Origin of the sequence: Micromonospora sp. CA-248260 (assembly GCF_050942205.1) — a bacterium.
In the GTDB taxonomy this organism is placed as follows: domain Bacteria; phylum Actinomycetota; class Actinomycetes; order Mycobacteriales; family Micromonosporaceae; genus Micromonospora; species Micromonospora antibiotica.
Map to the genome: position 1 here is coordinate 31,616 of NZ_CP192021.1, position 23,154 is coordinate 54,769.

Annotated in this window: 22 protein-coding genes; 14 read left to right on the top strand and 8 right to left on the bottom strand. The window is 73.5% G+C overall.

Annotated elements, in window-relative coordinates; all coding sequences use genetic code 11:
• Nucleotides 1-40: 40 nt before the first annotated feature.
• Nucleotides 41-1,876 (bottom strand): proline--tRNA ligase, encoded by a 1,836-nt coding sequence (gene proS / locus ACQP2H_RS00160; RefSeq protein WP_433230303.1) that lies wholly within the window; start codon nt 1,874-1,876, stop codon nt 41-43.
• A 213-nt stretch (nt 1,877-2,089) separates the two neighbouring features.
• Between proS and ACQP2H_RS00165 the strand changes: the two genes are divergently transcribed.
• On the top strand, nt 2,090-2,824 hold the full coding sequence (locus ACQP2H_RS00165; protein WP_433230305.1) for a class I SAM-dependent methyltransferase: 735 nt from the start codon (nt 2,090-2,092) through the stop codon (nt 2,822-2,824).
• Between the two features lie 47 nt (nt 2,825-2,871).
• On the opposite strand, the gene ACQP2H_RS00170 is transcribed toward ACQP2H_RS00165, so the two are convergent.
• Together ACQP2H_RS00170 and ACQP2H_RS00175 are read right to left on the bottom strand one after the other, a co-directional pair.
• Nucleotides 2,872-3,066, bottom strand: a complete 195-nt coding sequence (locus ACQP2H_RS00170; protein WP_433230307.1) for a DUF397 domain-containing protein — start codon at nt 3,064-3,066, stop codon at nt 2,872-2,874.
• Complete coding sequence (locus ACQP2H_RS00175) at nt 3,057-3,860, bottom strand: helix-turn-helix domain-containing protein (RefSeq protein WP_091249281.1); 804 nt, start codon at nt 3,858-3,860, stop codon at nt 3,057-3,059. Before ACQP2H_RS00175 ends, ACQP2H_RS00170 begins: the two co-directional genes overlap by 10 nt.
• 220 nt (nt 3,861-4,080) lie before the next feature.
• On the opposite strand from ACQP2H_RS00175, the gene ACQP2H_RS00180 reads away from it, so the two are divergent.
• The 4 genes from ACQP2H_RS00180 (at nt 4,081) to ACQP2H_RS00195 (ending at nt 7,007) form a co-directional block, all read left to right on the top strand.
• On the top strand, nt 4,081-4,425 hold the full coding sequence (locus ACQP2H_RS00180; RefSeq protein ID WP_433230309.1) for a hypothetical protein: 345 nt from the start codon (nt 4,081-4,083) through the stop codon (nt 4,423-4,425).
• Between the two features lie 141 nt (nt 4,426-4,566).
• The gene (locus ACQP2H_RS00185) at nt 4,567-5,337 is read left to right on the top strand and encodes an SGNH/GDSL hydrolase family protein (RefSeq protein WP_363672344.1); all 771 of its coding nucleotides are present in this window, start codon (nt 4,567-4,569) and stop codon (nt 5,335-5,337) included.
• A 2-nt stretch (nt 5,338-5,339) separates the two neighbouring features.
• Complete coding sequence (locus ACQP2H_RS00190; RefSeq protein WP_433230313.1) at nt 5,340-5,927, top strand: imidazolonepropionase-like domain-containing protein; 588 nt, start codon at nt 5,340-5,342, stop codon at nt 5,925-5,927.
• Nucleotides 5,928-6,104: 177 nt separating this feature from the next.
• The gene (locus ACQP2H_RS00195) at nt 6,105-7,007 is read left to right on the top strand and encodes a sulfurtransferase (protein WP_433230316.1); all 903 of its coding nucleotides are present in this window, start codon (nt 6,105-6,107) and stop codon (nt 7,005-7,007) included.
• A 124-nt stretch (nt 7,008-7,131) separates the two neighbouring features.
• Here ACQP2H_RS00195 and ACQP2H_RS00200 read toward each other — a convergent pair whose 3' ends face one another.
• A complete protein-coding gene (locus tag ACQP2H_RS00200) occupies nt 7,132-7,686 on the bottom strand; it encodes a TetR family transcriptional regulator (RefSeq protein ID WP_219465423.1) in 555 nt (184 codons plus the stop codon).
• Between the two features lie 101 nt (nt 7,687-7,787).
• Between ACQP2H_RS00200 and ACQP2H_RS00205 the strand changes: the two genes are divergently transcribed.
• On the top strand, nt 7,788-8,966 hold the full coding sequence (locus tag ACQP2H_RS00205; protein ID WP_363817839.1) for an FAD-dependent oxidoreductase: 1,179 nt from the start codon (nt 7,788-7,790) through the stop codon (nt 8,964-8,966).
• A gap of 94 nt (nt 8,967-9,060) precedes the next feature.
• Complete coding sequence (locus ACQP2H_RS00210; RefSeq protein WP_433230320.1) at nt 9,061-10,692, top strand: hypothetical protein; 1,632 nt, start codon at nt 9,061-9,063, stop codon at nt 10,690-10,692.
• Here the strand turns inward: ACQP2H_RS00210 and ACQP2H_RS00215 are convergent.
• Nucleotides 10,664-11,074 (bottom strand): DUF7144 family membrane protein, encoded by a 411-nt coding sequence (locus ACQP2H_RS00215; protein ID WP_363672329.1) that lies wholly within the window; start codon nt 11,072-11,074, stop codon nt 10,664-10,666. The genes ACQP2H_RS00210 and ACQP2H_RS00215 overlap by 29 nt on opposite strands.
• Nucleotides 11,075-11,233: 159 nt before the next feature.
• Between ACQP2H_RS00215 and ACQP2H_RS00220 the strand changes: the two genes are divergently transcribed.
• Nucleotides 11,234-11,848 carry a TetR/AcrR family transcriptional regulator gene (locus ACQP2H_RS00220; protein WP_091253311.1) on the top strand — a complete coding sequence of 205 codons (615 nt, stop codon included), beginning with the start codon at nt 11,234-11,236 and terminating at the stop codon, nt 11,846-11,848.
• 141 nt (nt 11,849-11,989) lie between these two features.
• Nucleotides 11,990-13,327 (top strand): acetyl-CoA carboxylase biotin carboxylase subunit, encoded by a 1,338-nt coding sequence (locus tag ACQP2H_RS00225; protein WP_433230323.1) that lies wholly within the window; start codon nt 11,990-11,992, stop codon nt 13,325-13,327.
• A gap of 35 nt (nt 13,328-13,362) precedes the next feature.
• Here the strand turns inward: ACQP2H_RS00225 and ACQP2H_RS00230 are convergent, their stop codons facing one another.
• Complete coding sequence (locus ACQP2H_RS00230) at nt 13,363-14,241, bottom strand: hypothetical protein (protein ID WP_357532722.1); 879 nt, start codon at nt 14,239-14,241, stop codon at nt 13,363-13,365.
• Nucleotides 14,242-14,711: 470 nt separating this feature from the next.
• On the opposite strand from ACQP2H_RS00230, the gene ACQP2H_RS00235 reads away from it, so the two are divergent.
• Nucleotides 14,712-14,846, top strand: a complete 135-nt coding sequence (locus ACQP2H_RS00235) for a hypothetical protein (RefSeq protein WP_433230327.1) — start codon at nt 14,712-14,714, stop codon at nt 14,844-14,846.
• 155 nt (nt 14,847-15,001) lie between these two features.
• A complete protein-coding gene (locus tag ACQP2H_RS00240) occupies nt 15,002-15,919 on the top strand; it encodes a hydroxymethylglutaryl-CoA lyase (protein WP_433230329.1) in 918 nt (305 codons plus the stop codon).
• An 82-nt stretch (nt 15,920-16,001) separates the two neighbouring features.
• On the opposite strand, the gene ACQP2H_RS00245 is transcribed toward ACQP2H_RS00240, so the two are convergent.
• A complete protein-coding gene (locus ACQP2H_RS00245) occupies nt 16,002-16,571 on the bottom strand; it encodes a snapalysin family zinc-dependent metalloprotease (RefSeq protein ID WP_219465429.1) in 570 nt (189 codons plus the stop codon).
• A 205-nt stretch (nt 16,572-16,776) separates the two neighbouring features.
• Between ACQP2H_RS00245 and ACQP2H_RS00250 the strand changes: the two genes are divergently transcribed.
• The 3 genes from ACQP2H_RS00250 (at nt 16,777) to ACQP2H_RS00260 (ending at nt 22,375) form a co-directional block, all read left to right on the top strand.
• The gene (locus tag ACQP2H_RS00250; protein ID WP_219465431.1) at nt 16,777-18,309 is read left to right on the top strand and encodes an acyl-CoA carboxylase subunit beta; all 1,533 of its coding nucleotides are present in this window, start codon (nt 16,777-16,779) and stop codon (nt 18,307-18,309) included.
• 168 nt (nt 18,310-18,477) lie between these two features.
• Entirely contained in the window at nt 18,478-19,626 is a 1,149-nt protein-coding gene (locus ACQP2H_RS00255) for an acyl-CoA dehydrogenase family protein (RefSeq protein WP_208565213.1), read from the top strand.
• A 124-nt stretch (nt 19,627-19,750) separates the two neighbouring features.
• A complete protein-coding gene (locus tag ACQP2H_RS00260) occupies nt 19,751-22,375 on the top strand; it encodes an ATP-binding protein (protein ID WP_219465434.1) in 2,625 nt (874 codons plus the stop codon).
• Nucleotides 22,376-22,630: 255 nt separating this feature from the next.
• Here the strand turns inward: ACQP2H_RS00260 and ACQP2H_RS00265 are convergent, their stop codons facing one another.
• Nucleotides 22,631-23,137, bottom strand: a complete 507-nt coding sequence (locus ACQP2H_RS00265; protein ID WP_219465435.1) for a MarR family winged helix-turn-helix transcriptional regulator — start codon at nt 23,135-23,137, stop codon at nt 22,631-22,633.
• Between the last annotated feature and the right edge of the window lie 17 nt (nt 23,138-23,154).

Consider the following 23,154-nt stretch of genomic DNA (forward strand, 5'->3'; position numbering starts at 1 on the left):
CCCTTGGACGATCCCACTTCGATACCCTGTGGCGCGTCCGCTACACCCCGTTGCCGCGAACCCGACGCAGAAGCTGGTCGACCAGGCCGTCCCAGGTGACCTCCTCGTGCACGCCGGTGGCCCGCTCACGCAGCTCGACGTACCCCTCGGGAAGTCGGCGGCCGACGACGACGGCGCGGGGGATGCCGATCAGCTCGGCGTCGGTGAACTTCACCCCGACGGAGGCGTTGGCCCGGTCGTCGACGAGCACCCGCAGGCCGGCGGCCGACAGCCGACCGCCGAGGTCGAGCGCCGCGTCGAGCTGCGGCCCCTTCCCGGCCACCACCAGGTGTACGTCGCACGGCGCGACCGCCGCCGGCCAGACCAACCCCCGTTCGTCGTGGTGCTGTTCGGCGATCGCGGCGACCGCCCGGGACACCCCGATGCCGTAACAGCCCATGGTGGGCCGGACCGGTTTGCCCGCCGCGCCCAGCACGTCGAGGGCGAACACGTCGGTGAACCGGCGGCCGAGCTGGAAGATGTGCCCGATCTCGATGCCCCGCCGCATGGTCAGCTCGCCGCCGCCGCCGCCGTTGCTGCTGCCGCTGCTGCCGCCGCCGTTGCTGCCGCCGTCGCCGGCTCCGGTGGTCCCGGTGGTGCCGCAGGCGGGGCAGGGGTCACCCGGGCGCACCTCGGCGGCCTCGATGGTGCCGTCGGGCGCGAAGTCCCGTCCGCAGACCACGTCGGTGGCGTGCCGCCCCGGCTCGTTGGCCCCGGTCAGCCAGGCGGTGCCGGTGACCACCCGGGGGTCGACCAGGTAGCGGAGGCCGAGCCCGGCCAGCACCTGCGGCCCGAGGTAGCCCCGGACCAGCCCGGGGTGGGCGGCCCAGTCGTCGAAGACCGTCACGGCGGCCGGGTGCAGCGCTGCCGCGACCCGCTTGAGGTCCACCTCCCGGTCGCCGGGCAGCCCGATCACCAGCACCTCGGCTGCTTCCGCGCCGGGCCGGCGTACGGTCAGCACCACGTTCTTCAGGGTGTCGGCGGCGGTCCAGTCGTGCCGCCCGGCGAGTTTCCGGTCGTTGGCGAGCGCCACCAGGGCGGCGATGGTCGGGGTCTGCGGGGTGTCGTGCACCTCGGCGGGTAGGTGCGAATCCGGGTCACCGGCGGGCGGGGCGGGGGTCGTCACCGCCTCGGTGTTCGCCGCGTAGTCGCAGGCCGTGCAGCCGACGTAGGTGTCCTCACCGACCGGTGTGGTGGCCAGGAACTCCTCCGAGGCCGACCCGCCCATCGCCCCGGAGACCGCCTGCACCACCGTGTGGTCCAGCCCCAACCGGTCGAAGACCCGCCGGTACGCGGCCCGGTGCCGGGCGTACGACTCGCGCAGGCCCTCGTCGTCCAGGTCGAACGAGTAGGCGTCCTTCATCAGGAACTCCCGTCCGCGCAGCAGCCCGGCCCGGGGTCGGGCCTCGTCGCGGAACTTCGTCTGGATCTGGAAGATCGTCAGCGGGAAGTCCCGGTAGGACGAAACCAGGTCCTTGACCAGCAGCGTCGCCATCTCCTCGTGCGTCGGGGCGAGCAGGTGCTCGGCGCCCCGTCGGTCGGCGAGGGTGAAGATGTCGTCGCCGTACTCCGCCCACCGGCCGCTGGTCCGGTACGGCTCCGCCGGCAGCAGCGCCGGGAAGTGCACCTCCTGGTCGCCGATCGCGGCCAACTCCGACCGGACGATCTCGGTGACCCGGTCCAGCACCAGTTTGCCCAGCGGCAGCCAGGCGTACCCGCCCGGGGCGACGCGACGGATGTAACCGGCGCGCAGCAGGAGCCGGTGGCTCGGCACCTCCGCGTCCGCCGGGTCCTCGCGCAGGGTCCGCAGCAGGGTGGTCGACGTACGAAGCAGCATCCGGGCAGCCTAGAACCCGCCCACCCTCCCGGCGACCCGTTTCGCACCGCCCGCCCCTGTCGCGTTGATCAAGAGGTTTGCGTCAGATTTTCAGCTCGTAGGCCCACAAACTTCTTGATCACCAACGATGGGAGCCGGCGGGCGGGGGCGGGCGGGGTGGGGGCGGGGGGAAATCGGTGGACAGGGGGGGTGGGGGGTGGTGATTGTCGGTGTATGCGGCAGGAGGAGATCTGGGACGGGGAGGCTGCCCGGCGGTACGACACGCCGGGCAGCGGGATGTTCGCCCCTGAGGTGCTGGGGCCCACGGTGGACCGGCTCGCTGCGCTCGCGGGTGACGGGCCGGCGCTGGAGTTCGCGATCGGCACCGGCCGGGTGGCCGTCCCGCTCACCGCCCGAGGGGTACCGGTCACCGGCATCGAGCTGTCCGCCCCGATGATCGCGCAGCTCCGGACCAAGGTGGACGCGCAGACCATCCCGGTGGTCGCCGGAGACATGGCCACCGCCGTCGCCCCCGGCGAATACTCACTGGTCTATCTGGTCTACAACACGATCGCCAACCTGCTCAGCCAGGCCGAGCAGGTGGCGTGCTTCCGCAACGCCGCCCGCCACCTCGGCGACGGTGGCCGGTTCGTCGTCGAGCTGTGGGTGCCCGAGCTGCGCAAACTCCCACCCGGGCAGCAGGCCGTCGTCTGGCACTCCGAACCCGGCTACCTCGGCCTGGACACCTACGACGTGCTGGCGCAGCACGTGGTGTCGCACCACTTCAGGTTCGCCGACGGCCGGCAGGCGGAGCTGTTCCGTACCCCGCACCGCTACATCTGGCCTGCCGAGCTGGACCTGATGGCGCAGCTCGCCGGGTTCGCCCTGGAGAGCCGGCACGCGGACTGGACCGGCGGCGAGTTCACCGCCGAATCCCGCTCCCACGTCTCCGTCTACCGCCTGGCCTAGCCGCCGGCCTCCGACGCAGCCGGCTGCCCTCGTCGGGCCGGGACGGGTCAGTGGGTGCCGACACCGTTGCCGGTGGCGGTGACGAACGACCGCCAGGCCTGGCGGTCGAAGGTGAGGACGGGACCGGTCGGGTCCTTGCTGTCGCGCACCCCGACGACGCCGGGCAGGTCGTCGGCGACCTCGACGCACTCGCCGTTGCCGCTGCGGGTGGACTTGCGCCAGGTGGCACCGGTCAGCTCCATGACGTCATCACTTCCTTCATCAGCAGTGCCGACTGGTTGTGGGGCAGGGCCTCGCTGCGGACGCTCTCCCACCGCGAGATCAGGATAGTCAGCTCCCCGTCCTTGTCGATCGTGGTGCCATTGAGCTGGTTCTCCAGATGACCGACCCAACCGCTGTCGTTGCCGAGCGCCAGCGTGAACGGGCCGGCGAGACCCACGTGGGTGCTGACCTCGGCGGGTATCACGTGGACACTGACGTTCGGCTGGTCGACGCACTCCAGAAGGTGGGCGATCTGCTGGACCATCAGGCCCCGGAAGCTCTCGTCTGCGCGCCGGAGCACCGCCTCCTCGACCACCGCGATCAGCTTCGGCGGCTGCGAACGACTGAGCACGCTCTGCCGGTCCAGCCGGACCGCGAGCCGCCGCTCCACCTCGTCGTCACTGAGCATGTCGTCGGCCCGGATCACCGCACGGGCGTAGTTCTCCGTCTGCAACAGACCCGGGACGAGCGTCGGGTGGTAACACCAGAGCTGCTGTGCCTGGCGTTCGGCCTCCAGCCAGGGCCGGAACCAGTTCGGTTGCGAGTAGCGCTCGGCCAGCCTGAGCAGTGAGGTGAGCAGCCCGCCGGTCGTCAGGACCTCGTCCGCCCGTTTCAGGAACAGCCGGTCGAACGGGCGTTGGCCAAGCTCGATGGCGGAGATCTGGGAGCCGGAGAAGTGGACCAGCTTGCCGAACTCCTCCTGGCTCAGCTCCGCGTGCAGCCGCAGTCTGCGCAGTTGTGCCCGGATCAGCTCGGCGGTCGGTTCACTTTCCACACGTCCTCCACGGTTGTCCCGGCCGCCTCCCCGGTCTGACCGGACGGCCCTCGCCGTCGACCCGACTTCGCCCAGGCCGGCGCCGATGCCTTCCGAGAGTAGTGGTGTCATCACCAGAATGTCGCCAGCGGGTCGCCTTCCGTCCGGCCCGCTGCGGGGCCGCCCGTGACCCCCCGTGCAGGGGCGGCCCCATCCCCACCACCACAGGAGGTCGAGACCGGTGAACTCCCGTTCGTTTCCAGTGCCACGCCTCGGCCCGTATGCCGACCGGCCGCGCGCCCACCCGCCGGGCGGCCGGCCGCACCTGCCGCTGCGACCGCTGTGGGTGTGCCGGGCCTGCGGCGGCCCGTGGCCGTGCGCCGAGGCCCGGCTACTGCTCCGCATCGAGTACGACGCACACCTCGTCGACCTGGCCGTCTATCTGTCCGGGCTCTATCACGAGGCGAGCCACGACCTGTTCCGGCTGAACCCGCAGGACGGGCCGACACCGCGTGACCTGTTCGAGCGCTTCGTCGCCTGGGCCCCCTACCGCCGGCGACCGGCCACCCCGCCCCCGCCGGGCTGAGCGGTCCGGGGTGGACCGGGTGGCGGCCTGGGCGGGCTGCGGTCGATGACCTGCGCCACGTTGGGGCGGTGGGCGGCGGCAGGCGAAGGCTGGCCGGTGACAGACTGGTCGCCGCAGTCAACGAGGGCATGAGGGGGCGGCGTGCGCTGGCAGAGCTTCGTGGCGGTCGGGGACAGCTTCACCGAGGGCATGGACGACGCCTACCCGGACGGCACCTACCGGGGCTGGGCGGACCTGGTGGCGACCCGGCTGGCTGCCGAGGCCGGGCCGGACTTCGGCTACGCCAACCTGGCCATCCGGGGCCGGCTCTTCCCGAGTGTCGTCGCCGAGCAGGTGCCCGCCGCGCTCGCCATGAAGCCCGACCTGGTCAGCTTCGCGGCCGGCGGCAACGACGTGCTGCGCCGTACCTTCGACCCGGACGCGCTGGCCACCCGGTTCGACGCCGTGGTGGGCCGGCTGCGGTCCGGGGGTGCCGACGTGATCCTCTTCCGGTTCGCCGACGTGCTGGCCCGGCTGCCCGGCCAGCGCCTCGTCTCACCCCGGATCGCGCTGGTCAACCGGATCATCGGCGAGATCGCCGAGCGGCACGGCGCGATCCTGATCGACCTGTTCTCCGACGACACGTTCCGGCTCAACCCGATGCTCTGGAGCCCCGACCGGTTGCACCTGTCCGCCGCCGGGCACCGGCGGGTCGCCGGCCAGGTGCTGACCGCGCTCGGGGTGGGCTGCGACGAGGAGTGGCTGATGGTGCCGGAGCACCCGGCCGCCACCCCCTGGCTCGCCGCCCGCGCCGCCGACCTGAGCTGGGTCGGCCGGCACCTGGCCCCGTGGATCACCCGTCGGCTCACCGGCCGGTCCTCCGGCGACACGGTCACCGCGAAGCGCCCGATTCTCGGCCCGCTGGCCGACTGACCGTGCGTACCCTGCACACCGCCCCCCTGCTGCGCCTCACCCACGACAACGAGCCGCCGCCGGACCAGCCGGCCCCGGGCGACGACGACGCGCTGTCGGACCAGCCGGCGTCGGGGGACGACGTGCTGTCGGGCCCGGCGGTGCCGGTCTCTGGCGGGCCGCTGCCGGCCCAGCCGGCCCCGGGCGACGGTGGGCCGCTGTCGGGCTGGGCGGTGCTGGTCGACGGTGCCCGGATCGAGGCGGTCGGCCCGACCGGGGAGCTGACGCAGGCGTACCCGATGGTGCGGGTGCGGCGGTGGCCCGGGACCCTCGGGCCGGCGCTGGTGCACGACGGGCCGCTGCCACCGGCGGCCAGCCCGCGCGAGCGGGTGCACGCGCTGCTGCAGTCGGGCGTCGGCGCGCTGCTCGCCGCGCACCTCACCGACCCGGCGGTACGCGCGGCGGCGGCCCGCAACGACGTCGCCGTCCTCGACGCGGTACGACCCCCCGCCCTCGCTGTCGGCGGCCGGGCCGATCTGGCCGTCTTCGCCGACGACGGCCGCTGCCTCGCCACCGTCGTCGCCGGCCGCCTGGTCCACCGCCGCGCCTGACCGGGCGGGTCGGTGGAGCGCGACGCGATCCTGACCGGCTCCTCGGGGATCGTCTGCCCGGCCCGCTCGACGGGTGCGTCGGCCGGTGGGGCACGGTCGCGTCCGGGCGGGTCGGCCGACGCCGGTCCGGTCCCGTTGGGCGGTCGACGCCCCGGATTCCGGCGTAACTTGGGGCTCATGTCTGTGCCGAGCGATCCGAATCCCCGCCTCCAGTCGTACGCCGACCCGCAGCGGCTGGTCACCACCGAGTGGTTGGCCGAGCACCTCGGCGACGAGGGTCTCGTCGTGGTCGAATCCGACGAGGACGTGCTGCTCTATGACACCGGTCACCTCCCTGGTGCCGTCAAGGTCGACTGGCACACCGAGCTGAACGACCAGGTCACCCGGGACTACCTGGACGCGGAGAGCTTCGCCGAGCTGTGCGCGGCCAAGGGCATCGGCCGGGGCGACACGATCGTCTTCTACGGCGACAACTTCAACTGGTGGGCCGCGTACGCGCTGTGGGTGTTCACCCTGTTCGGTCATGCCGACGTCCGGCTGCTCGACGGTGGCCGGCAGAAGTGGATCGCCGAGGGGCGCGAGCTGACCCGGGACAAGGTGGCCCGGCCGCGTGCCGACTATCCGGTGCCGCAGCGCAACGACGCGCCGGTCCGGGCGTACCGGGAGCAGGTGATGGCGCACGTGGCGGCGGGCCGGCCGCTGGTCGACGTCCGTTCGCCGGGCGAGTACACCGGCGAGATGCTGCACATGCCGGACTACCCGCAGGAGGGTGCGCTGCGCGGCGGGCACATCCCGGGTGCGGTGAGCAAGCCGTGGAAGTCCGCCGCGAACGACGACGGCACCTTCAAGTCGGCCGACGAGCTGCGGGCCATCTACACCGACCAGCTCGGGTTGAGCCCGGCCGACGACGTGGTGGCGTACTGCCGGATCGGTGAACGGTCCAGCCACACCTGGTTCGTCCTGCACCACCTGTTGGGCTTCCCGCAGGTGCGCAACTACGACGGCTCGTGGACCGAGTGGGGCAACCTGGTCCGGGCCCCCGTGGTCCGGGGCGACCAGCCCGGCGGCCTGGCCGGCTGACCAGCCCACCCGCCGGCTTCGGTCGCGCCGGCTTCGGCCGCAACGGGGTGGATGGTGCGGTATTCCGGTCCCGGGACACCGCGACATCCGCCCCGTTGCGTCACGCCCGTCGGCGGGCCGGGGGTCAGGTGGGGGCGCGGAGGTAGCGGTGGACGGTGGGGGCCAGCCAGGTGACCAGGTCGGCCGACGGCATGTCGACGACCGGGGGCAGGCGCAGCACGTACCGGGTCAGCGCCAGGCCGAGCATCTGGCTGGCGACCAGACCGGCCCGCCGGGGCGCCTGCGCCGGATCGGGTACGACGGCGGCCACCGCCGCGCCGAGCTGGTCGGTGAAGACCGCCCGCATCCGGTCGGCCGCACCCTGGTTGGTGGCGGCGGTACGCAGCAGCGCGACCAGCGTCCCGTCGCCCTCCCAGCGGTCGAGGAAGTGCCGGACCAGTACCTCACCGAGCTGGTCGGTGGGCTGGTCGGTGAGGTCCGGCAGCCGCAGGTCGAACTCGGCAGCCGCCGCGAACAACCCCTCCTTGCTGCCGTAGTAGCGCATCACCATGGACGGGTCGATCCTGGCGTCGGCGGCGATGGCCCGGATGGTGGCCCGCTCGTACCCGTCGGCGGCGAACCGCTGCCGGGCTGCGGTCAGGATCGCGGCCCGGGTGGCGTCCGATCGGCGGGCGGTCATGTCCCCGACTCTATGCCAACAGGCGTTGACCTCCGGGGCTCACCCGGCCTACCTTTTGCCAACAAGTGTTGGCAAACGTTCGTTGGCAACGGAGGTGGGAGATGCTGCCCGCGCAGACCGACGTCCTGGTGGTGGGAGCCGGCCCGACCGGACTGACCGTCGCGGCCACCCTCGCCCGACAGGGCGTCGAGGTGACCGTGGTCGACCGGGCGTCCGCGCCGCCGGTAACCTCCCGGGCCGCCGTCGTGCACGCGTACACGCTGGAGGTGTTGGACCGGATCGGCGTCACCGTGCCGCTGGTGGCCCGAGGGCTGCGGGCGGCGCGCTTCACCGTGCGGGACCGCGACCGGGTGCTGCTCACCCTCGGCTTCGGGGACCTGCCGTCGAGGTACCCGTACGCGCTGCTGGTCTCCCAGTCGGTGACCGAGGCGGTGCTCACCGACCGGCTGGCCGCCCTCGGCGGGCAGGTGCTCCGGCCGTACCAGCTCACCGGCCTGGACCACGACGGTGAGGGGGTGGTCGCCGGCTTCGCCGACGGGACGAGCGTGCGGGCCCGCTGGGTGGTCGGCGCGGACGGCATGCACAGCACCGTGCGTGAACTGGCCGGCATCGGCTTCGGTGGGCCGGCCGACGCGGGCGAGTCGTTCCTGCTCGCCGATGTCCGGGTGAGCAGCGTGCTCCCCCGCGACGAGGTCGCGCTCTTCCTCGCCCGGCCGGGTCCGCTGGTCTGGGCACCCTTGCCGGACGGCGTGGTCCGGCTGGTCGCCGCCGTCGCCGACGCGCCCCGCGACCCGGACGCCGCCCGACTCCAGGCGCTCCTCGACGAACGCGGCCCGACCCGGCGGCCGGACCGGCTGACCGACGTGCTCTGGAGTTCCCGGTTCCGCGTCCACCACCGGATCGCCGACCACTACCGGCGCGGCCGGGTGCTGCTCGCCGGCGACGCCGCGCACGTGCACAGCCCGGCCGGCGGGCAGGGGATGAACCTCGGCATCTGCGACGCGGTCGTCCTCGGTGCCGCCCTCGGCGACGTCCTCGCCGGCCACCCCGACACTGTGCTGGACGACTACGCCGCCACCCGTCGGCCGCTCGCCGAGGAGGTCGTCGGCTTCGCCGCCCGGCTGACCCGGCTCGCCACCCTGCCGCCCGCCGGCCGTCCGCTGCGGGACCTGGCGTTGCGCGCGGTGTCCGGGGTGCCGCCGGTGCGCCGCCGGATCGCGCTGCGGCTCGCCGGCCTCCAGCAGCGCGCGACGACCCTCCGGCAGAGGGACGAGCGGTGAGCCGGTCGGCGGTAGTTCGGCGGTAAACCCGACACGCGGTCGTCGGGCAGGGGAACCTGCTAGGGGAGCCCCGGTTACCTGGTGAGGAGAGGGCGTGCGTAGACCGCGACCCCGCCTGCTGGCGCTGTGCGCCCTGGCCGCCGTGCCACCGGCGATCGAGGCGGTGCTGCTGGTCCACTTCGGCTTCGTCGCTGCCGAAGGGCTGTCCTCCCAGGTCACCGCCGTCTGGCCGTACGACAGCTATCACGATCTGCGCTGGCTGTACGTCTATCACGACTCGTGGCCCGGGTTCCTGGTCGGGCTGCTGCTGCTGATCGTGTTCCGTGGGCTGCTCACCACCGGGCTGGTCGCGCTCGCCTGGCCCGCCGAGGCGGCCCGACCCGGCCTGCGCTGGCTGCTCGGGCGCAACCTCGCGCTGTCCGCGGTGGTCACCGTGCTGGTCTCGCCGTGGGCGCTGATCTCGGTGGCGGCCTCGGTGGTCGCGCTCTCCTGGGTGCTGCTGGCCTCACTGCTGCCGATGTTCCTGCTCGCCCCGTTCCTGCAACGGGCTGCCGTGGTCGAGCCCTGGTGGCGCGGGTTGCCGTCGATCGCCCTGGTCGGCTGGTCGCTGCTGAACTTCGTGGTGATCACCGTGGCCGGCGCGCTCTGCTGGAGCGTCCCCGGCTGGTGGACGGTGCCGGTCGCGGCGCTCGCCGGGATCGCCAACGGGCTGCTCTGGGAACGCACCGTGCACGTCGCCGTGTTGACCCCCCGGGTGCGCTGGGCCCGGGTGCCGGCCACCCCGATCGCCGTCCTGCTGGCCCTCGCCGTCCCGCTGGCGATTCCCCTGCTGGTGCAGATCGTCCCGACCGGAGTGACGATCGAGCAGGTGGTGCTCGGTCAGCGGCTGCCGGCGGACGTCCGGCACGCGGTGATCGTCCTCGCCGGGCACAGCTCCGCCTATGACGGCACCCCGCCCGTCGATGCGAACGTGGAACGGTTTTCCTACCGGGGGCTGGCCGGGGACGGCCGGCCGTTGCCCTACCGGCCGGGGGACACCGTCCGGTCGCTGGAGAGCGGGGCCGCGCTGTTGGAGACCCAGGTGGACCGGCTGCACCGGCGTACCGGTCGGCCGGTCGCCCTGATCGGGGAGAGCGAGGGGGCGATGCTGGCCCGCACCTACCTCGCGCAGCGACCGCACGCGGCGGTGGACATCCTGGTCATGTTCAGCCCGTTGATCAACGCGGGGCGGGCCTACTATCCGCCGCCCGGGACGCCCCACGGCTGGGGGCTGGTCACCGGCTGGCAACTGCGTGCCCTGTTCGGGGTGGTCGACGTGTTCGGCGGGACCGGCACCGGCCCGGACGAACCGTTCATCCGGTCCCTGCTGGACAACGCGCCGTTCTACCGCAACCAGTTGATGTGTCCGGTGCCGGGCGTCCGGATGATGGCCTTCCTGCCGACCACCACGGCCACCGAGGCCCCACCCGGCGACTACACCGGCATCCCGGTCTTCCAGACGCCCGGGGTGCACGGCGGGCTGCTGGGTCGGTCGCTGGTCCAGGACCGTCTGATCCACTTCCTCGCCGGGGTGCCGGAGAGCCGGAAACGTCAGGAGTATCCGCTGCTCCAGCAGCTCGGAGCGGGCTGGCAGGCGCCCCCGCTGGCGATCCGGATCAATCCGGCCTGGAACGACAGACGTCAGCCGGACCCGTCCTTCACCGGGAGGGTCTGTCAGCCGGCCTGACCCGGGTGCCACGGCGGTGCCGGACGGCCAGCCGCACGGCCGCCAGGGTCAGCCCCACCACGATCAACGCCTCGATCGGGTGGTACGGCGCGAACAGCAGGTGGACGACGACGACCGCCACCCCGACCACCAGGGCGGCCGTGATCCACCGGCCCCGACTGAGCGCGATGACCAGGCCGGTCAGCACCAGCAGCACCCCGCTCGCCACGTGCAGCCAGGCCCAACCGGTCAGGTCGTAGAAGACCAGCCCGTCGGCGTGCAGCGAGGCGTACACGTCGCCGCTGCCGGCGTCGCCGATCCCGGCCAGCAGGTCGAAGATCCCGGCACCGACCAGCAGGCCCCCGGCGAGCAGCAGCGACCGGTCCGGCAGCCGTACCGTCATCGCGCCCTCCCTCCGGCATGTCTTCCCTTCCAGGCTAGGGGCGGTGGGCCGTGCCGTCCGGCGATCAACGTCGGTGCGCGCGACCGGGCACTGTCCGCCTGGTGAACCGGCGGGTAACCGAGGGCACCCGGTGTCCGCCCCGAGGTCTACGCTTGCCTGGTGACTGTGGGGCAGCAGGCAAGAGGCAGCGCAGGCAGCGCGGGCCGGCGCCGGTCGAGGCGCGACGAGATCCTGGAGATCGCGGTCGGGCTCTTCGCCGCCCGGGGCTACCACGGGGTCTCCATGGACGACATCGGTGCGGCGGCCGGGGTGACCGGCCCGGCCCTCTACCACCACTTCGCCGGCAAGGAGGCGATGCTGGCCGCCGCGCTGATCCCGGTCAGCGAGGGCCTGCTCGACGGCGGCCGGGACCGGGCCGCCGGCCGCCCCGGCGACCCCCGTGGCGCGCTGGAGTCGCTGATCGACTTCCACGTCGACTTCGCGTTGGCCAACCCGGCCGTGATCGCCCTGCACCTGCACGAGCTGGACCGTCTCCCGGAGGAGCCGCGCCGCCGCATCCGCAAGCTCCAGCGGCTGTACGTCGAGGAGTGGGTGACCGTGCTGACCGCCCTGCACCCCGGGCTGCCCGACGGTGAGGCGCGGGTGCTGGCGCACGCCGCGTTCGGCCTGATGAACTCCACCCCGTTCCTCGGCGGCGAGGTCGACCGGCGGCGTCGGGCGGCACTGCTGCGGGCCGCCGCGCTGGCCGCCCTGCTGGCCGAGACCGACTCCTGACCGGAGCACCTGCCCCGCCCCGGGCCACCTCCCGACACTCCCGCCCGAGTCGTGACCGACGACCCGATCGTGGTTTCCTGGCATCCGTCCCCACCCCTGGACGTCGAGCAACCGTCCCCACCCCTGGACGCTGGAGGAAACATGATCGAGTCGCTGTTGGTCGCCAACCGGGGCGAGATCGCCCGCCGGATCATCCGTACCGCGAAGCGGCTCGGCATCCGTGCGATCGCGGTGCACTCGGAGGTCGACGCCGACCTGCCGTTCGTGGTCGAGGCCGACGAGGCGGTGTGCGTGGGACCGGCGAACCCGGCCCAGAGCTACCGCAACGTCGAGGCGATCCTCGCCGCCGCCGAGACCACCGGTGCGCAGGCGATCCACCCCGGTTACGGCTTCCTGTCGGAGAACGCCGACTTCGCCCGTACCGTGCAGGCCCGTGGGTTGATCTGGGTCGGGCCCGGCGCGGACGCGATCACCGCGATGGGTGACAAGATCAACGCGCGGAACCTGATGGCGGCCGCCGGGGTGCCGGTCGCGCCCGGCACCACCGAACCGGCCGCCGACCTGGCAGCGGCGGTCGCCGCCGGCACGGAGATCGGCTACCCGGTGATGGTCAAGGCCGCCGCCGGTGGTGGCGGGATGGGCATGCAGGTGGCCGCCGACGAGGCCGAGCTGCGCACCGGGTACGACAAGGTCCGCGCGTTCGCCGAGCGGATGTTCGGCGACGGCTCGGTGCTGATCGAACGCTACTTTCCCCGGGTGCGTCACGTCGAGGTGCAGATCTTCGGCCTGGCCGACGGCCGGGTGGTGGCACTCGGCGAGCGGGAATGCTCGGTGCAGCGGCGCAACCAGAAGCTGGTCGAGGAGTCCCCCTCCCCGGCGGTGTCACCGGAGCTGCGGGCCCGGTTCCTGGCCGCCGCCGTGCGGGCCGGCGAGGCGGTCGGCTACCGCAACGCGGGCACCGTCGAGTGCCTGCTCGACCCCGCCACGCAGGAGTTCTTCTTCCTGGAGATGAACACCCGGCTCCAGGTGGAGCACCCGGTGACCGAGCTGGTCTACGGCCTCGACCTGGTCGAGGAACAGCTGCGGGTGGCGGCCGGCCTGCCGCCGACCTTCGACCCGGACGCGCTGGCCCCGCGCGGGCACGCGATCGAGCTGCGGATCAACGCGGAGGACCCGTTGCGTTTCCTGCCCGGTCCCGGCGTCATCCGCACCTGGGTGGAGCCGACCGGTGCGGGGGTACGCGTCGACTCCGGCTACGTCGCCGGCAACACGGTCACCCCGTTCTACGACAGCCTGCTGGCCAAGCTCGTCGTCAGCGGGGCGGACCGGGCCGAGGCGATCGAGCGGGCCCGGACGGCGGTGGCCGACTTCGCGCTGGCCGGCCCGAAGAACAACCTGCCCTTCTTCACCGAGCTGTTGACCAACGAGGAGTTCGTCTCCGGCGACTACGACACGGGCATCGTCGGCCGGATGCGCTGACCGGCGGCGGGCCTGACCTGTCCGGCCCGGTCAGGTCAGGCCCGCCGGATGCCGCCCGGCGGGTACGGCAGGGGCGTCGGCCGGTGCGTCGGGGTGCCGACGACGTCGAGGCGGGGCGTCACCGGGTCGATCCGGGGTGCGCGGTGCCGGCCGGCCGGGGCGTCGTTGGTCGGGGCCGGGCCGGCGGGGAAGTGCCCCGGGTTGCGGTCCTTGCGGGCCAGCCCGTCGAGCAGGGCCGCCTCCCGTCCCGGCGGGTCCGCCGGGTGGTTGCCCCGATCGGGCAGCCGGTGCGGGTGACCCTTCGGGGCGGTCCGGTTCGCGGCCTTGAGGGTGGCGCGGAGCAGGTCGTTCTCGGCTTCCCGGGCGGCCAGCGTGCGCCGCAGCACGGCGTTCTCCGAGCGGAGCTGGGCGATGATCCGGCCGGCGTCGCCCGTGACGGCCGCCCCGTCGGGGGTGGTCGCCTGGTGCCCGGGGCGGTACGGTTCGGTCCGGGCGTCGGTCGGTCGGCGATCCGTCGGCGGCTCACCCCGGGCCGCCTCGTAGAGCCGCTCGAAACGGCTCAGGGTGGCCGCCCGGTCGGCAGCCGGGACGGTGCACTCGACCACCATCACCACGGTCTGCCACGGCGGGCCCTTCGTCTCGGTGGTGAAGTGCCGGGACAGCCGCTTGCGCCAGGTGTCCCGGTCCCGGCCCGGCCGGTTCCGGCAGATCCGTTCGGCCAGCCTGCTCCAGGTGTCGACCGTCCCGATCTCCGGGGCCCGTTCGACCAGGTCACGGACCGCCAGGGCGTACTCGGCCACCGCCGGCGACCCGTACCGGGCCGTGTAGCCGGCGGCCAGGTGCTCGCGTGGGACGAGCCAGTGCCGCTGGTGCCGGCCCCGGGCCGGGGACGGCGTGCTGGTGTGGGTGGCCATGGGCGGACCTTTCGTGCGGGGCTGTCTGACGCGGGAAGGTATTCGTACCCTCCATCCGCAAATCGTGAGCGTCCCGGCCTGTGTCCGTGGTCAGTTTCTGGCCGGGTGGTTGTCCGGGTAGCACCGGACGCCGTCCGGGTTGGACGGTCCCGGTCCCGAGCCGGCGGTCGGTGTCCCGTAACCGTCGTCGTACGGTCCACTTTGGCCGCCCACCCCGGGACTGCCCGGCCAGAACGGCGTACGGGCGTGGCCCGGCCCGTCGTTGGGCCCGTCGTGCGACCGGCTCCGCCGTCACACGCTCGCCGGCAGTCGGCCGGCACACGCACGGTGGAGCCGGACACGTCACCCGGCGGTGGAGACGCCATCGCCGGTCAGGTGGCCTGGGAGCGGAGAACATGGGAAGCGGAAGACTGACCGACGGCGCGCGCCCGCGCCCCGACCGTCGTCGGCTGGGCCGGAGCCTGCGGTCGATGTCACTGTTCGTCGAGGGCGCGGTGGCGATGGCCCTGGTCCTGGGCCGGGATGACGCGGCGGCCTCGGCGGGCGCGGTCGCGGCGGTGTTGCGCAGCGCCGCCGAGGTGGTGGAGGGGTCGTCGGGCCGGTGATCTCGGCCCGACAGCCGGGGTGGCGTGGCGGCGGTGGGCGGCGTGGTGGTTCCCTGGAGGGACCACCGGTCGTCCGGCGTCGCCGGTCGTCGTTCCCACGAGGGGCGGCGGCCCGGGACGACCCCCCGGCGACCCGATGTCACAGCGAGGTGACCATGAGTCAGATGCCAGCGGCGGTGTCGATCCGGGAGGTCGGGCCGCGCGACGGGCTCCAGAACGAGGAGCCGATCCCCACCGGGGCCAAGGTGCGGCTGCTCGACGCGCTCTCCGGCACCGGGGTCCGCCGGATCGAGGCGGTGTCGTTCGTGCACCCCAGGGCGATCCCGCAGATGGCCGACGCCGACGAGGTGTGGCGGCAGGCCGGGAAGGTCGACGGGGTGCGCTACTCGGCGCTGGTGCCCAACACCCGGGGTGCCGAGCGGGCCCTGGCCGCCGGTTTCACCGAGATCGAGGTGGTGGTCTCGGCCAGCGACACGCACAACCGGCGCAACGTCAACCGCTCCACCGACGAGTCGCTCGACGACATCGCCGAGCTGATCGACCTGCTGCACGGGGCGGGCGCGCGGGCCGAGGTGATCGTGGCGACCAGCTTCGGCTGCCCGTACGAGGGGGACGTCGATCCGGGGCGGGTCGCGGGGATCGTCGAGCGGGTGGTCCGCGACGGCGCCGACCGGGTCGCGTTCGGCGACACCACCGGCATGGGTACGCCCCGGCGGGTCCGCGAGCTGGTCACCGCCGTCCGCGACCGGGAGCCTGACGTGCCGGTGCTGCTGCACTTCCACAACACCCGGGGTACCGCGCTGGCGAACCTGCTGACCGCCCTGGAGTTGGGGATCACCGAGTTCGACGCCAGCGTCGGCGGCCTCGGTGGCTGCCCGTACGCGCCGGGGGCGAGCGGGAACCTGGCCACCGAGGAGGCGGTGCACATGCTGCACGACATGGGCATCGACACCGGCATCGACCTGGACGCCCTGATCGGGGTGGCGGAGTTGGCCGAGGAGCTGCTCGGCAAGCGGTTGCCGTCGGGGGTGCTGCGGGCCGGCCCGCGTACCCGGTTGACCGCCCGGCCCTGACCGGGTCGGCCGGGACGGATCGGCCCGACGACGCGGGAGGGGCCGGCGTGGTGCCGGCCCCTCCGTCGGGTCGCTTCGCGGGTCAGCCCACGCTGAGCAGGCCCGGCCAGCTGTCCTTGAAGACCTGGCTGCCGGTGCTGCTGCGGCGGTCGTTGGCGCTGAGGGTGCCGGCGAACAGGCTGCTGACCCGGTTCGCCTCGGTGGTGCTCGGGTACGGGTTGGTGCAGCTGGTGCCGGCGCTGCCGCCCGACATCAGGATCGAGCAGTTGCCGTTGTAGTTGTCGGGCAGGCCGAGGATGTGCCCGATCTCGTGGGTCATGATGCGCAGCGGGCTGTACTGGGCGGCCTGCTGGGTGTCGATGTAGACCCGCCCGTTGCCGAGGCTGGTGCGCTGGGCGTACGAGCCGCCGCCGGTGATCTGGTAGATCCGCAGGTTGGTGCCGCAGTTCGCGGTGAGCGTCAGGTTGGTGGTGGCGTTGTTCCAGATCGAGGCGGCCTGGTTGGCGATGCCCGCGTAGCTGGGCGCCTGGCTGGTGTTGTAGCAGATGGTCATCGCGGCGGAGGCGGGCGCGGGGTTGGCGACCGTGAGGCCGAGGGTCGCCGTCGCCGTCGCCAGGGCGGCGACGGCGAGGCGCTTGATGCGTGAGTTCATGACTCACTCCAATCCGGAGGGGGTGTCTGGAGCGTAGTCACATCGATAGTTGAGTATCAATATCCAGAGCGGAAGTCGGTCGGGTGGTCGGGCGGGGGCCGGATGCGCTAGCCTAACGATCGTTCAGGCTGGTCGGCGCGTCCACGACGCCGACGGCGCGTGTGGCGGTCGGGCGCGTCCACGGGGCGCGGGCGAGGGGGTCGGCGTGACGCTCGACGGTGCGGCACTGGAGCAGCTGCGCAAGCGCGCCCGCTCCGGCGGGGCCGACAAATACCATGCGGCGAACGCCGGCAAGGGCAAGCTCTTCGCCCGGGAGCGGGTCGCCATCCTGGTCGACGAGGGCTCGTTCGTCGAGGACGGCCTCTATGCCAACGCGCTGGCCGAGGGGCTGCCCGCCGACGGCGTGGTCACCGGCACCGCCACCATCGACGGCCGGCCGGTCTGCCTGATGGCCAACGACTCCACGGTCAAGGCCGGCAGCTGGGGCGCGCGCACCGTCGAGAAGATCATCCGGATCATCGAGCGGGCCTACTCGACAGGCGTGCCGATGGTCTACCTGGTCGACTCGGCCGGCGCCCGGATCACCGACCAGGTCGACCTCTTCCCCGGCCCCCGCGGCGCCGGCAAGATCTTCTGGAACCAGGTCCGCGCCTCCGGGGCGATCCCGCAGGTCTGCGCGTTGTTCGGGCCGAGCGCCGCCGGTGGGGCGTACATCCCGGCGTTCTGCGACGTGGTGGCCATGGTCGAGGGCAACGCCAGCATGTACCTCGGCTCCGACCGGATGGTCGAGATGGTCACCGGGGAGAAGACCACCCTGGAAGCGATGGGTGGGGCCCGGGTGCACTGCGCCGAGTCCGGCGTCGGGCACTTCCTGTGCAAGACCGAGGCCGACGCGCTCGACGTGGTGCGGGACTACCTGTCCTACCTGCCGTCGAACTGGCAGCAGCAACCGCCGGCCGCGCCGGCCGTCGCCGCGCCCGCCAAGGCCGACCTGGCCGCGCTGGTGCCGGCCAGCGAGCGGCAGGCGTTCGACATGCGTCGGTACGTCAAGGGCCTGCTCGACGACGGCTCGTTCTTCGAGATCCAGGCACTCTGGGCCAGGGAGCTGACCATCGGGTTCGGCCGGCTGAACGGCGAGGTCGTCGGCGTGGTCGGCAACAACTCGATGTTCAAGGGCGGGGTGCTCTTCGTCGACTCGGCCGACAAGGCGACCCGGTTCGTGCAGCTCTGCGACGCGTTCAACGTGCCGCTGCTGTTCCTGAGCGACGTGCCCGGGTTCATGGTCGGCAGCGTGGTGGAGAAGCAGGGCATCATCCGGCACGGGGCCAAGATGATCACCGCGATCTCCGAGGCGACCGTACCCAAGATCTGTGTGGTGGTGCGCAAGGCGTACGGCGCGGGCCTGTACGCGATGGCCGGCCCCGGCTTCGAGCCGGACGCGACGATCGCCCTGCCCACCGCGAAGATCGCGGTGATGGGTGCCGAGGCGGCCGTCAACGCCGTCTACGCCAACAAGATCGCCGCGATCCCCGACGAGGCCGAGCGGGCCGCGTTCGTCGCCGCCAGGCGGGCCGAGTACGAGCGGGACATCGACGTGGTACGGCTCGCCAGTGAGCTGGTGATCGACACGATCGTCGAACCGCACGAGCTGCGCGCCGAACTGGTCCGCCGGTTCACCGCCGCCCGCAGCAAGGACCGGCACTTCTCCCGCCGCCGGCACGGTGTCACCCCGGTCTGACCGACCGCCGCCGGTGACCCGCCTGACCGGTCGGCGCCGGACCGCCGCCCGGTCACTGCCCGCCGGGCCACCGCCACCACCGTCGACCGGGACCGACCGGTCGTCCAGCCGATCCGCCGTCCCCGGCGTCACGAGCGTCCGGGGGAGGCAGCCGCACAGGAGGAACCGATGGACTTCCGGCTCAGCGAGGAGCACGAGGCGCTGCGGGAGAGCGTGCGGGACTTCGCCCGCGACGCCGTCGCCCCGGTGATCGCCGAACACTACGAGCGGCACACCTTCCCGTACGAGATCGTCCGGCAGATGGGCAAGATGGGGCTGTTCGGTCTGCCCTTCCCCGAGGAGCACGGCGGCATGGGCGGCGACTACTTCGCGCTCTGCCTGGCCCTGGAGGAGCTGGCCCGGGTCGACTCCAGCGTGGCGATCACCCTGGAGGCGGCGGTCTCCCTCGGCGCGATGCCGATCCACCGGTTCGGCACCGACGAACAGAAGGCCCGGTGGCTGCCGAGGCTGCTCAGCGGCGAGGCACTCGCGGGGTTCGGGCTCACCGAGCCGGGCACCGGCTCGGACGCGGGCGGCACCCAGACGCGGGCCGTCCTGGACGGCGACGAGTGGGTGATCAACGGGTCGAAGGCGTTCATCACCAACTCGGGCACCGACATCACCGCCCTGGTCACCGTCACCGCGGTCACCGGCACCAACCCGGACGGCTCGAAGGAGCTGTCCACCATCATCGTGCCGTCGGGGACCCCCGGCTTCACCGTCGCGCCCGGGTACTCGAAGGTGGGGTGGAACGCCTCGGACACCCACGAGCTGACCTTCGACGACTGCCGGGTGCCGGCCGGGAACCTGCTCGGCGCGCGGGGTCGGGGCTTCGCCCAGTTCCTGCGGATCCTCGACGAGGGGCGGATCGCCATCGCAGCCCTGGCCGTCGGCCTCGCCCAGGGCTGCGTCGACGAGTCGGTGAAGTACGCGAAGGAGCGCCAGGCGTTCGGCCAGCCGATCGGCAACTACCAGGCCATCCAGTTCAAGATCGCCGACATGGAGCTGAAGGCGCACACCGCCCGGCTGGCCTACTACGACGCCGCCGCGCGGATGCTCGCCGGTGAGCCGTTCAAGCGGCAGGCGGCGATCGCCAAGCTGCACGCCAGCACCGTCGCGGTGGACAACGCCCGGGAGGCCACCCAGATCCACGGCGGCTACGGCTTCATGAACGAGTACCCGGTGGCCCGGTTCTGGCGGGACTCCAAGATCCTGGAGATCGGGGAGGGCACCTCCGAGGTGCAGCGGATGATCATCGCCCGCGACCTGGGCATGTGACCGTACCGCCCGGGCGGGTGGGGCACCGCGCGGCGACAGCGGTTTGTCGGGTATCCGCAGCCCTTCGTCAGTAGGCCGACGAAGGGCTGCCCGGCGTCGTATCCCGACCGTACCCTTCCTGCCCATGACCCCGGATCATGATCACTCGCCCGGCGTGGGTGGTCGTACCCCGATCGGGGAGCTGGTGCGGTCCCACCGCCTGGCCGCCGGTCTCACCCAGGTCGACCTGGCGCAGCGGGCCGGGGTCGGCGTGCGGACGGTCCGTGACCTGGAACGCGGCCGGTCGCACCGGCCGCAACGCACCACCACCGAGCTGATCGCCGGGGCGCTCGGCCTGACCGGCCAGGCGCGGGCCGGCTTCCTGGCCAGCGCCCGTGGCCAGGCCCTCCCCGCCCCGACCGCCCCGGGTGGCGGCGGCCCGCCGCACCGACCGGTCGTCGGCACCGTCCTGCGGGACCTCGACCTGCCGGGTACGCCGATGGCGCTCCCCCCGGCGGTCGAGCTGATCGGCCGGGAACGGGAGCTGACCGAGCTGACCGGGCTGCTCACCGGCGACGGCTGGCCCCCGGTGCTGAGCCTGGTCGGCCTGGCCGGGGTGGGCAAGACCGCGCTCGCCCTGGCCGTGGCGCACGCGGTGGCGCACGCCCACCCCGGCGGGGTGGCCGGCGTGCTGGTCGGCACCGGCTCCGACGGCAACGACGTGCTCTCCGCGGCCTGCGCGGTGCTCGGCGCGGCCCGGCTCGCCGAGTTGGCCGCCCGGCTCCGGGGCCGCCCGGCGCTGCTGCTGGTCGACGCGGTCGAGCGGGCCCCCGACCCGGTGGCCGAGGTGCTGCACCTGCTCGTCGCGGCGGTACCCACCCTGCGGGTGGTGGTGACCGGACGACACCCGGTCGGCCTCCCCGGTGAACTCGTCCGCCCGGTGGCCCCGCTGGAGGTGCCCCCGGCCGACGTGGTCGACCCGGACGAGCTGGCCCGCTGGCCGGCGGCGGCCCTGTTCACCACCCGACTGACCCGGGTCCGCCCCGAACCGCCCGGCCCCGACGAGCTGCCCGCCCTCACCGCGCTGGTGCGTCGGCTCGACGGCCTGCCGTTGGCGATCGAGCTGATGGCGGCCCGTGGGCGGATCCTCGACCTGCCCGAACTGCTCGACCGGTACGGCGACCGGGTGCTCGACCTGGCCGGCCCGGAACTCGGCGGGCGGGGTTGGGAGGCCGCGCCGTCGGGTCGGGCCGGCGAACCGGCCCGCACGACGGTGGCGGTGACCCTGCGGGAGGCGGTGGCCACCAGCTACCGGCTGCTCGACGACGGGGAACAGGCCGCCCTGCGTCGACTCTCGGTCTTCGCCAACCGGTGGTCGGTGGAGCTGGCCGAGGAACTGCTCGCCGACGACGTCGACCCGGATCCGGCGACGGTGGTCGATCCGGTGCCCCTGCTCGACCGGCTGGTCGAGTTGGGCCTGCTCAGCGTCCGGGGTGCCGGGTCGCTGCGGTTCCGCCTGCTCGACGCGGTCCGCGAGTACGCCGTCGAGCAGGCCGCTGGCCGGGGGGAGTTGACCGCCGTACGACGCCGGCACGCGGTGGTGATCACCCGGCTGGTGACCCGTACCGCGCCGGATCTGGTCGGCGCGCGACAGCCCACAGCCGCCCGCCGGCTCGACGAGGCGACCGGGGACATCGGCGCGGCACTGGCCCACGCCGCCGGGGACGACCCGGTCACCGCGCTGCGGTTGGCGGCCCGACTGACCCGCTGGTGGCGGATGCGGGGGCGGGACGTCAGCGGTCGGCAGTGGCTGCGGCGGCTGCTCGCGGACCCGCGTACCGCCGATGCCGATCCGGTCCTGCGGGCGTGGGCGCTGCTCGGGGTGGCCCGGCTCGCCGCCGAGCACGGCGCTGCGGCACAGGAACTGCCCGCCGCCCGCGCCGCGCTCGTGGTGCTCGCCGGCCGGGCCGACGTGGCCGGTGAACTGACGGCACGGATCGTGCTCGGCACCCTGCTGGTCGCCACCGGGGGCTACGACGAGGCGGCCGAACAGGCGCACGCGGTGCTGACCCTGGCCACCCGGCACGGCCGGACCCGGGACATGGCCGTCGCCCAGCACCATCTGACCTGGCACGAGATCCGCCTCGGTGACCTGCCGGCCGCCCGACGTCGACTTGCCGCGGTGGACCGGCTGGCGGCCCAGTGCGGGGAGCCCCGGCTGCGCCTGCTGGCCCGCGCCGACCTGGCCGAGGTGGCCCGGTTGGAGGGCCGGCACGGCGACGCGGTGGAGCAGGGTCGGCGGGTGGTCGCCGCGTTGGTCGGGGTGGGGGACCCGGGGCACCGACGGCGGGTGCTCGGCACGGTGGGCCTGGCGCTGGCCCGGTCTGGCCGGGTGGACGAGGCGGCCGAGGTCCTGGCCGAGCTGCGCTGCGACGGTCGTCCGGGGCCGTCCGGGACCCGGACGGCGGCGGAAGCGGGGACGGTGGTGGGTCGTCCGGCCGGGGGTGGGCCGGTCCGGGCGGAGGAGGGGGTGTGCGCGTTGATCGAGGGCACGGTGGCGCTGCACCGGGGGGACCGGGAGCTGGCTGCGGAGTGGTTCGCGGTGGCGGTCGCCGCCGGGGAGCTCGGTCAGGACCGACGGGACGTGATCGAGGCGCTGGTCGGGCTGGCCGCGAGCACCGGTTCCGCCGAGGTGCGGCAGCGGTTGGCGCAGGTGTGCCGGCGCAGCGGCATCCGGCTGCTGCCGGAGGAGGAGAACCTGCTGGCCTAGGTGCGGGAAAGCCCGTCGGTCGAGGCGCGGGAACGCCCGTCGGTCGAGGCGCGGGGGTGGCGCGAGCGAACAAGCCCCCTGGTCAAACCCCTCGCTCAATCGCTCGCGCCGGCACCCCCCGGTGCTCCCCCCGCGTGATGAAGGCTAGCCAGCCGGGACATCCGATTTGTGGGGATCGGCGAGTGTGCGTCCGGTGGGTCGAACGGGTTCTGCCGCTTTTTCTGCCGGTGGGTCGGCCGGGCCCCTGCCGGCGGGTCAGCAGGCGGACGTCGGCTCGTCGGTGGGTGCCTGGTCGGTGCTGCCGGCGGTCGCCCCCGGGTGGACGGCGTCGCGTACCCGGCGCAGCCCGTCCAGCATCGCGGCCAGGGTCTCGGGTTCGAGCTGGCCGGTGAACCACTGCTCGATGATCCGCAGGTGACCCGGCAGGGTCTCGTCCAGCCGCTGCATGCCGGCCGGCGTGACCACCGCGTACGAGCTGCGCCGGTCGGACGGGCAGGCGCGACGGCGCAGCAGCCCGTCGCGTTCCATCCGGTCCACCACCCGGGTGACGCCGCTGGTGGACAGGGAGGTCTGGGCGGCGAGGTCGGTCATCCGCAGCTGGTTGCCCGGGGAGCGGGCCAGGCGCATCAGCACCTCGAACTCGACTGCGGAGACGTCGTGTTCCTCGTACTGCGCGGTGAACCGGGCGGTGAGCCCGGCGTGCGCCTCGACCAGGAGGCCGACGGCGGTGATCCGGGGGTCGTCGAACACGTTTTCGTTCACCAGGCCATCCTAACAGT

Excerpts from the sequence above, each read along its gene's own strand:
- proS (WP_433230303.1), bottom strand. The coding sequence starts at position 1,876 with ATGCTGCTTCGTACGTCGACCACCCTGCTGCGGACCCTGCGCGAGGAC.
- ACQP2H_RS00165 (WP_433230305.1), top strand. The coding sequence starts at position 2,090 with ATGCGGCAGGAGGAGATCTGGGACGGGGAGGCTGCCCGGCGGTACGAC.
- ACQP2H_RS00170 (WP_433230307.1), bottom strand. The coding sequence starts at position 3,066 with ATGGAGCTGACCGGTGCCACCTGGCGCAAGTCCACCCGCAGCGGCAAC.
- ACQP2H_RS00195 (WP_433230316.1), top strand. The coding sequence starts at position 6,105 with ATGTCTGTGCCGAGCGATCCGAATCCCCGCCTCCAGTCGTACGCCGAC.
- ACQP2H_RS00200 (WP_219465423.1), bottom strand. The coding sequence starts at position 7,686 with ATGACCGCCCGCCGATCGGACGCCACCCGGGCCGCGATCCTGACCGCA.
- ACQP2H_RS00205 (WP_363817839.1), top strand. The coding sequence starts at position 7,788 with ATGCTGCCCGCGCAGACCGACGTCCTGGTGGTGGGAGCCGGCCCGACC.
- ACQP2H_RS00215 (WP_363672329.1), bottom strand. The coding sequence starts at position 11,074 with ATGACGGTACGGCTGCCGGACCGGTCGCTGCTGCTCGCCGGGGGCCTG.
- ACQP2H_RS00225 (WP_433230323.1), top strand. The coding sequence starts at position 11,990 with ATGATCGAGTCGCTGTTGGTCGCCAACCGGGGCGAGATCGCCCGCCGG.
- ACQP2H_RS00230 (WP_357532722.1), bottom strand. The coding sequence starts at position 14,241 with ATGGCCACCCACACCAGCACGCCGTCCCCGGCCCGGGGCCGGCACCAG.
- ACQP2H_RS00235 (WP_433230327.1), top strand. The coding sequence starts at position 14,712 with ATGTCACTGTTCGTCGAGGGCGCGGTGGCGATGGCCCTGGTCCTGGGC.
- ACQP2H_RS00240 (WP_433230329.1), top strand. The coding sequence starts at position 15,002 with ATGAGTCAGATGCCAGCGGCGGTGTCGATCCGGGAGGTCGGGCCGCGC.
- ACQP2H_RS00245 (WP_219465429.1), bottom strand. The coding sequence starts at position 16,571 with ATGAACTCACGCATCAAGCGCCTCGCCGTCGCCGCCCTGGCGACGGCG.
- ACQP2H_RS00255 (WP_208565213.1), top strand. The coding sequence starts at position 18,478 with ATGGACTTCCGGCTCAGCGAGGAGCACGAGGCGCTGCGGGAGAGCGTG.
- ACQP2H_RS00260 (WP_219465434.1), top strand. The coding sequence starts at position 19,751 with ATGACCCCGGATCATGATCACTCGCCCGGCGTGGGTGGTCGTACCCCG.